Below are 2,224 nucleotides of genomic sequence, written 5' to 3'. Positions count from 1 at the left end.
CCTGCGCTCTCTGCCCGCCCTCGCCGACCACGCCAACGTAGAGGCCCGCCTCGCCGACATCGAGGCCGACCTGAAGGCCCGGGGAGGTGGTTCCCGTGGCATCGCGGCATGAGCACCGCCTACGCGCCCTGGAAGCCCGCCTGAAGCCCTCGCCGGAGCGCAAGGCCCGCGCGCTCGAACTCCTCAACCGCCTGGAGGAGCTGGAGCCGGGCGGCGCCGCGTCGGCGGTCCGTCAGCTGGGCTTCGCCGACCGCATGCCCCTGGTGGTCGCGCAGTCCGACCGGCACGCCGGCACCCACGCCGCGGGCGCCCCCTGCGAGCACTGCGGGGGTGCGGCATGACCACCCGCTACACCAGCCGCCTCGCCCGCCTGGAGCAGCGCCTCGCCGCCGCCAACGGGGCCGACACCGCCGACACCGTCGACGTCGTCCTTGTGGCCTCCGCACTGGCCGCGTGGCGCCCCGGCAACCCCCTGCCGACCATCCCGCCCACCCCGGCCCCGGACACCGTCCAGGACCGCAGCGAGCGAGCCTGGCGCGTCCTGCTCCACAACAGCGCCGGACACACCACGACCGGCACCACCTGCCACACCTGCACCCCCACCCCCGACGCCCCCAAGGTGAACCGATGATGTCCCGCCGCCGCCGCAACACCCCCGACCCCCAGCCCGAGCCCACCCAGCCCCCCGCCACCCCCGCCCCGGACGCGGCCATCCTCGAACGCCTGGCGACGCTGGAGAAGACCATCAGCGGCCAGGACACCGGCCCCATCGCCGTCCACAACCGGCAGGTCCTGGAGGAGCAGGCGCGCGACACCCGCCCGGCCGGCCCCGGCCCCGTCCCGCACTGCTCGTACTGCGGCCTGCAGGACTCCTCCACCGGGTGGCGCCGCACCCCCAGCGCCCGCGGCGGGTGGGCCTGCACCGGCTGCTCGCTCGTTGCCAACCCCCCGTTCGTCAACGGCCGCCGTACCGTCCCCCACAGCCACGACGTGCCCGGCCTGCTCGCCTCCGCCTACTTCGACATCGAGCCCATCCCGTGGCTGCTCAAGTTCGGCCAGCGCTTCGGCCTCGACTGGCCGTACGCGACCGAGCCCAGCACCACCGCGTGGGCCCACGTCGGCGACCTCGCCCAGTGGCGGAAGGTCGCGGCCCTCGCCGTCGACCGGAAGCGGGTCGGCATGAACTACCTGCCGCCGTTCGACTGGGAGGCGTGGCACAACCGGCCGGAACCCGACATGCGGCGGGTACTGGTGGGCGGTGGCCATGGCGAGATCCCCCGTACGCAGCTGGTAGAGGTCCAGCCCGAGGCCCCCGACCCTGCCGAGGTTGAGCGCCAGGCCCTCGCCCAGCTCGCTGCTGAGGAGAAGGACGTCGCGCGACGCCTGAAGGCCCTGCGACGGCAGGAGAAGGAGGCTGCGGCTGCGGCCTCCGAGGCCGCAGCCAAGGCCGTGCGGATCGAGGAGATCCGAACCCACTACCACGTTCACCGCGACCGCCTCGAAGGGCAGTACAAGGTCGGCTTGGAAGAGCTGCGCCAGGCCCTGCACGTTGCCCTGGAGCGCGAGGGCCTGGCCTGACCCACACCCCCGGGCCCGGGCGACCACCGCCCGGGCCCACCGATCGAGCAGGAGGAAAGACCATGGCGATCAAGTACGCGCTGTACGACCCGGACACCGACAACGACGGGCTTCAGGAAGCTCCCCGGCAGTTTCGTCGGGTGGAGCCCGGTGACGTGGTGTTCGGCCGTGCCGGCCTGTACGTGGCGGCCGACACCCTCCCGAACTTCGTCGGGTTCGTGAACCGGGACGGCACCCCGTGGGTGAACCCGTGACCGGGCCTCGGATGCGGGTGATCCGCGACGGCGACAGCGTCACGTACGTGGCGCCCGGTGTCCTGCTGCCCGAGGAGCGCGCCCTCCTCGCTGCCGCCGGCCGCCGGGCGCCCAGCCCGACCACCGTCGCGCGGGCTTCGCTCGCCGCCCAGCTGCGGGCCCTGGACGCCTCCATGACGGCCCTGAAGAAGGCCCAGCAGCCGTACTCCGACGGCGTCGCCCTCGCCCGCCGGTACGGCTACCTGAACTGACCACCGCCCCTGTAGCGGTCCCCTCCGAGGCCGCCAGCCGGGCTCACCCCGAAGGAGGGGACCATGGCATCACAGGCCGAAGTCGACCTGATCGTCAACGCCACCCGCACGCTGCCGGACCTGGAACGGGACCTGGACCGT

5 protein-coding genes are annotated in these 2,224 nt (G+C 73.7%); all 5 read left to right on the top strand.

Annotation, left to right across the window (positions count from 1 at the left end; all coding sequences use genetic code 11):
* Positions 1-95: 95 nt before the first annotated feature.
* On the top strand, positions 96-341 hold the full coding sequence (locus FKN01_RS32085) for a hypothetical protein (protein WP_143626166.1): 246 nt from the start codon (positions 96-98) through the stop codon (positions 339-341).
* Complete coding sequence (locus FKN01_RS32080) at positions 338-631, top strand: hypothetical protein (protein WP_143626165.1); 294 nt, start codon at positions 338-340, stop codon at positions 629-631. Before FKN01_RS32085 ends, FKN01_RS32080 begins: the two co-directional genes overlap by 4 nt.
* Positions 628-1,578, top strand: a complete 951-nt coding sequence (locus FKN01_RS32075; protein ID WP_143626164.1) for a hypothetical protein — start codon at positions 628-630, stop codon at positions 1,576-1,578. The genes FKN01_RS32080 and FKN01_RS32075 overlap by 4 nt, the downstream gene beginning before the upstream one ends.
* A 62-nt stretch (positions 1,579-1,640) precedes the next feature.
* A complete protein-coding gene (locus FKN01_RS32070; RefSeq protein WP_143626163.1) occupies positions 1,641-1,832 on the top strand; it encodes a hypothetical protein in 192 nt (63 codons plus the stop codon).
* Positions 1,829-2,083 carry a hypothetical protein gene (locus tag FKN01_RS32065; RefSeq protein ID WP_143626162.1) on the top strand — a complete coding sequence of 85 codons (255 nt, stop codon included), beginning with the start codon at positions 1,829-1,831 and terminating at the stop codon, positions 2,081-2,083. The genes FKN01_RS32070 and FKN01_RS32065 overlap by 4 nt, the downstream gene beginning before the upstream one ends.
* The last annotated feature ends 141 nt before the right edge of the window (positions 2,084-2,224 follow it).

This window comes from Streptomyces sp. 130, assembly GCF_007096885.1.
Taxonomy (GTDB): Bacteria; Actinomycetota; Actinomycetes; order Streptomycetales; family Streptomycetaceae; genus Streptomyces.
Note: the sequence above shows the minus strand (reverse complement) of the source record. Positions and strands in the feature narration are given on the sequence as shown.

Bases quoted from the DNA above. Each gene is read 5' to 3' on its own strand.
- FKN01_RS32070 (WP_143626163.1), top strand. From the start codon at position 1,641: ATGGCGATCAAGTACGCGCTGTACGACCCGGACACCGACAACGACGGG.
- FKN01_RS32080 (WP_143626165.1), top strand. From the start codon at position 338: ATGACCACCCGCTACACCAGCCGCCTCGCCCGCCTGGAGCAGCGCCTC.
- FKN01_RS32075 (WP_143626164.1), top strand. From the start codon at position 628: ATGATGTCCCGCCGCCGCCGCAACACCCCCGACCCCCAGCCCGAGCCC.